General features: G+C 63.1%; 3 protein-coding genes. All 3 read right to left on the bottom strand.

All coding sequences use genetic code 11. The features are described from left to right. Window positions 1-74: 74 nt before the first annotated feature. On the bottom strand, window positions 75-1,526 hold the full coding sequence (locus ACT53R_RS10215; protein ID WP_476171764.1) for a DUF6538 domain-containing protein: 1,452 nt from the start codon (window positions 1,524-1,526) through the stop codon (window positions 75-77). 1,824 nt (window positions 1,527-3,350) lie between these two features. Beyond that, on the bottom strand, window positions 3,351-4,244 hold the full coding sequence (locus tag ACT53R_RS10210) for a XamI family restriction endonuclease (protein ID WP_476171763.1): 894 nt from the start codon (window positions 4,242-4,244) through the stop codon (window positions 3,351-3,353). A gap of 19 nt (window positions 4,245-4,263) precedes the next feature. Beyond that, window positions 4,264-5,922, bottom strand: coding sequence for an Eco57I restriction-modification methylase domain-containing protein (locus ACT53R_RS10205; protein WP_476171762.1), 1,659 nt, complete (start codon window positions 5,920-5,922; stop codon window positions 4,264-4,266). Between the last annotated feature and the right edge of the window lie 78 nt (window positions 5,923-6,000).

The raw sequence follows: 6,000 nt of genomic DNA, 5'->3' as shown, positions 1-6,000 counted from the left end.
TTCTTCATGAGTTCTCCTTGGTCTGTCGAGGGTAGAGAACTCACCTCCCGGGCGGCTACATGATTCGTCTCAGGTCATGGTCGCAGAGTGTCTAACTTCAGCGCGAACGCCAGCGCCGATAGCCCAGGCGAAAATCCACCAATTCCGTCCAGCTTCTCCCGAGTGGTGAACGGGCGGCTGTAGGTCGCATGATGCTCATCGTCCAACTCGTGGCCGACGAGTTGAGCCCGAAGTTCGGAAACCACCCCTGCGCCCTGAAGGTTTTGGATGACCGTCTTGCGGAGGGAGTGGAAGCCGCGCTTGCCCTTGGGCCAGTGCTTGCCCACGGCATCGAGGTGTCGGCTGAACGCCTTGGAGATCCAGTTGCCTTGACCGTTCTTCGCGTCGGCCTTCGCCGCCGGGAATAGCCGCTCGTGGCCGGCCTTGCGAGTGCGGTCGACCCAATCCAGAAAGCCCAATGCGAGAAGATCCGGGTGAATTGGGATGGTGCGTAGGCTCACGTCGGTCTTCACCTTCTGATGTTCGCCCTCGTCGGAAATCCGAATGCAAGGGACGCCATCCTCTTCAAAGATGTCAGCGGTCAGCAGTTGCCCGACCTCCGACGCGCGGGCGCCCGTGTAGAGGCCGATCAGCGCGGCCCAGCGCGCGTTAGGCGGCAACGTCTCGAAGGCGGCTGGCTCGAACAGCGCCTGGACCTGGTGTGCGTCGTAGGGCTTGAACCCAAACTTCCGCCGAGCGCGCTTCTCGCGCGAGGAGTAGCTGACGTGCCCTGCGGCGGGGTTGTCGCTGACGGGGTAGTAACCCGAGGCCATTGCCCATTCGAAAAATCCGCCCTTGCCGCCGATGTAGCTCTGCTTGTTGGTCAGTGTGGAATTTGCTGCACCAGCGTCTCGCATGTGCTGATACCAGCGGGCTAGGTCGGTGCGGTGGATGGTATGGACCTTCTTCTTGGAACCCAGGAACGCGACCAGCGCTTCGATGGCGGTCTTCTTGATGGTCCAGGTTTTCGGCAGGCTGCTGCCCTTCAGGCTCGCCAGCCAGCCGTCGCGGGCATCGTCCAGTTTGATGACCGTGACCGTAGGGGTTTCAGGACGAACCTGCGGCGGCGGGTCGGGCGCGTTGAGCGCGTCCATCAGCGGGTCGCGGGACGGGCGCTGCATCGACTGGAACATCCGCAGGTCGAGCTCGTTGTCGATCTGCCAGCGCTCGCTGACGGTGCCGTCCGGCGAGCGGGTGCGGTGGAGGGTCAGGTCGCGGAGGTCGTTGGCCCCTGTGAGCTTGGTGATGAGCGCGTCCGCGTCCTTCTTGCTCAGCTTGTCCACGCGTTGCTCCCTCAACACGGTGAAGGCTTGAGCATAGCGGGAGGCCAGCATGAGTGCGCGCAATTGCGCCTCCGCCAGTTCCGCGGTGCGGAGAGTCTTCTTGAAGATCCGACGGCCGAGCTTCGCCTGCAGGTCAGCGGGCACACGCTGCCGGAACGACCAGACGCCGGTGGGGGAACGCACGAGATGATGGGGGATGCGCATCGGGAGATGTGTCCCGATTTGTGTCCTGCATCCAGATCTTCCTGACTAGAAAAAACCCCTGACGAATCAGGGGCTTGGAAGATCTGGCGGAGAGAGGGGGATCCAGTTGAGTCCGACCCAACCCCTTGAACCGCGAGGCATTCACAAACTAGGGCTGTGCCCTGTGTTGTGCCCTCGTCATTGTATCCGGCTGAGGCGGGGAACGACCAGCCCCAAGTGCTGCCATTTGGGCAACCACTGCTGCCTATAGGGCTCAACTCTAAGGCCAATGGCTACGGTGACGGCATGGGCGACCAGTTCCGCGTCCACGCTATCAAGCAAGGGCTGACCCGGCGCCTGAAGTCGCGGGCGACGAAGAAACGCCAAGTCTCACAAAGCAAAACCCCCGCCTGAGCGGGGGTCTTGAGGGTCGGTGGGTGTTACGGTTTTTCTAAGCCGCCAGTATGGCGGTGAACTAACAACGCTTCTTTCTAAGCCACCCAGAGGGCGGTGAACTTGGGGACACCCTCGCTTGCGCGAGGAAACCACCGACACCTATGTTTTGTCATGTCTGCCGTCGGCGCGCAAGCCTTTAAACTAACAACTGGTGAAATTTTTTTTAGCGCACCGGGCTGCCACGCATTTTCCTGGTCTTTTTGCCTTGGTGTGCGGCATGAGCCTTCTTCCGTCTCTTGGTCATAACCTGGCGCAAGCTATTGCCGCTGGGGCCATAGCCTGCAGCTTTCAGCAGCTTGTTAGCGGCGCGTTCCGCCGCGCGTTGAGTAGCTTTGTCCATCACCAGTTGTTACCACCCCACGCGCGGTTGGCAAGCCCCCGCGGTGCCGGGAGGCACCGCCACGGGCCGAACCCTCCCGGAGGGAGGCGAGCGGGAGCGAGCTGGGCGGGCGGCGAAGCCGGCCGCGCTCTTGCTCTTGCTGTGGGACCGGTTTTCCGGGGACGCGGGCACAGGTAGGAATGGAGGCGTGGGTGAAACCCAGGCGCAGCCTTCCCAGCGGCGAGGGCCGCGCGCTTGTCCCGACACGTCGCCCTGGTGTGGCGTCTGCTGGCGGCCGGTGGGCCGTTCTTGCCGCTCTCGGCCGCTTTCCTTCCGGGCGGCCCTGACCTTCGCGGGGGGCGCCACGGCGCGCCCCCCGAGCCCCCCGCCGCCGAGTTCGCCCCGCCTGCGGCGGGCTCGCACTCGGCCTTCCTGCTCACCGATACGCTTTTCCCTAACAGGAAAAACCGGACCGATTTTCCGGGACGCGGGCACAGGTGCCCCCACCCTCGCGAGTGTCGAAAAGGAGATTGGCGGCCCGCGCTTGGAGTGCCTTGTGGCTGCGGGTGTGCCGACGGGGAGCGACCCCGTAACGGCCTAGCGTGGTTCACAGCGTCGCCGCTGCTGCCCCCGGTCCACGCCGCCCACGGTCTGCTGTAGGCGTCTCTATCGGGCTGCGGCCTAGCCAGCGTTCGCGCATGTCTCCACATGCGCCCAGGTTGCGGGGGTGTCCTACACCGTTAGGCCCCCAGTCCCCAGTTGCCGCGCGCTCACCCGTCCAAGGGGTTGACCGTGAGAACCGTTTACAGGCATCGAGCCTGTCCCGCCTAGCACAGTCGCGCAGGCCTTCCGGATCGATAGCGAAGAAGAGACGAGGAAAGGGGTTGCGGTCGAAGCCGGGCTTGTTAGGCTGACCCTGTGGGGCCGCCGCCTGGGCTCGGTAGCTGATACCTACCTTAGCTCGCCTCTGGGTTTCACTCGCCCAGGGGCCTTCCCTTCAAAGTAGCTCGCCCCGGGCATCCGTCAAGGTGACCGGGGCGATGTCTTTTTGCGCATGGTGCGCAGCAGGTTCAGGCGTTTTCGGACAGCCAGCGCTCGAATCTGGCAAGGTCGTGCGACCAGAATACCTCCACCCCAGCGTCCAGTAGACGCTCGACATCCTTGCCAGCTATGACCCCCTGAAGCACGGCAGCAGTCTTTACGAAACTGCCCCAATGATCCTTCCAGGCGTGTGCCTTCTTCAGCACGTCGTTCACGCGCTTGACCGAGTTAGTCGCGTCATTTGACACCTTACACTCGATGGCCAGCACTACCGTGTTTGGCAACCCCAACGCAACATCCACTTCCTGCGGAGCGGTTGTGGACGTCGCGAAACGGGTCTTATGCATGTAGCGCCGGTGGGGCAACGCAGCCTTGGTGTCCAATAGCGACGACGGCAATCGAACCCAACCGTTCGCGTCGAGGATTTCCGTTATCTGGCTTTCCTGGATCCTCGCCAGCCGGTTGCGCTGGGTCGTAGCGAACTGCTGCTGGGCCAGCAATGGACCAATAGACCAGAAGAAACGACGCAGTTCCCAGTGAGAAGGTTCGCGCCCGGCCGCCAACCAAGGGGTGAGCGATTGAACTCGTCGCTCGCGCATGGCCTGCGCAAACGCGCTCGCCACCGCCTGCTTCTTCTCTTTTCTTTTTCTAGCGAGGCTTTTCGGAATTGGATAGCAAAGTGCAAACTGGTCCTTACTCAAGGGCGGCGCCAACACGTAACGAAAAACCCGCGTGTGCTCGCTGTCAGCAAGAACTGCTGCCTCCACATTCCTGAGAAAATCCGAAGCCCTGAGAGACCGCTTGATGGATCGCCTTGAATCGCGCAGGGCGCTCTTCCAGTCAGCCAGATCGTTGGAAGGTGTGCGCGATTCGATGTAAATTTCTTTCGCGCGTGCTGCCTGTTCCTTGTGGTATTCCCTCACCTCTTAAATCTCCGAGTGATCAGGCCGACAGCGTTTCAAGGCTTGGCACCAGCACGCGCTCCAATTCCTTAGGTTCGAACTTAGTCAATCCGCCGGCATAGGTTCGGCCGTCGTCGGTAACGACGTTGGTGCGAAGCCATGCCGCCAAGTTGTCTAAGGTCGACTGGGGCAGGTCTTGGCGAGGGTAAAGACCGTGGGCCACGTTAATGTGCCGAGCACCGCATAGATTACGGACGAAGGCCGGGGCCCTACGGGCCATATAGGTGGAAAGGATGGGAGCCGGGGCCTTGAGGCCGACTGACCACCAAGCCCGACGATGCTGCGCGATGTAAGAACCATCCGCGCCCTCGGCCTTAGCCCACTTTAGGAAGCGTTCCACGGCCTGCTTGGCCTCGTCGTCAAGCGCATCCAGATCTGCAGGGATGTCGATCACGCGTCGCAGCGCTTCCGAATTACTCAACTGGTCGCCAGCCGAAAGCAAATCACGCGCCTTAGTGATGGTGGGCACCAACACACTATCCGGGAGGGCAGCGGCGTGCTTACCCGCAATCCAGAAACGGTTTCCGCCTGTCACCTGCCCGCGATGAACCCGGCATAGCTCGCCCAACTCTACGTAGCCTTCCGGAATGGGGCGAGCCGGACGGAAAAGCGGTGACCAGCGAGCCGCGCTCTGGACGCGCTCCCACGGCACCACATCGCCTTTGCTCAAGCCGTTGAGGGCTTCCAGGCTTTCCACCGAGCGGACGCGCAAGCCGTCGGAGTGCTCCCCCACCTTGAAACAGGTGATGGCGGCGGTGGTGGCGGCGTCTTCGAACGGGCGCGCACGCGCGTCCAGCACGTGGACAGCCACGCCGCCCAGGCGCTCGGCCAGCAGGCGCCGGAGCGTGGCGCCGTAGTTCACGTCCAGCCACTCGGCTGACGTGATGAACGTGCCCACGTCTCCAGGCTTGGCCAGCTGAAGCGCACGCAGGAAGAAGTGGATGTGGAGGCCGGCCAGCTTGCTGGCCTTGACCCCATACGCTTTGGCGGACACGGCAAACCACTGCTTCCATTCGTCGCCTATGTCGTGATGGCGCACGTAAGGCGGATTTCCGAGGTAGAGCGTCCTGCCCTTCACCGAGGGCAGCTCCGCCAGGCGGAAGTCCTCGACCACCACCGTGGCGCGCGCCGTCAGCCCGCGGGCAGCAATGTTGGCCCGGAGCATGAGGGCGGCGAGGGGGTCCAGCTCCACGCCCACCAACTTGGCATTGGGGAAGCGCTCGGCCGCCGCCAGCAAGTAGCGGCCCGAGCCCGCTCCAGGGTCAACCACCCGCTCCGGTGCGCCTTGGTCTGCGGACCAATTGAGCATGGACTGGATAATGGGGTCCGGGGTGTAGACCGCTCCCATGTCGCGACGAACCGCAGGGGTGCGAAGGCGCAAGAAAACCCCACCGAGGGGGTCTGCCCCTTTGCGAATGTAGTCCCGCGCTCGCTTCACCAGGGCCGGTTCGGCCAAGGGACGCACGCCCTTGGTGAGCGCCCGTTCGGGTGGCGATAGGGTTGGGCGCGGCCCTAGCAGCGCCAAACACAGCGCCACGAGCTCGCGTTCGTTCTTAATCAGCCGGGGCGCCTGCGAATGCCCCTTGCTCATGGCTGGGGCACGGCGGGCAGCGGCAGGCTTTTTGTTGGCACCTGTCATGGCCTCTCATCCGTGCAATGGCCCAGCCTGTCCACAATGGACGGGCCAGGCCGCTAACGCATTTTTACCATACGCGTC

It is taken from the genome of Lysobacter sp. DMC104 (assembly GCF_056313665.1).
The sequence above is the reverse complement of the archived record's forward strand: the minus strand, read 5'-3'. Positions and strand labels throughout refer to the sequence as shown.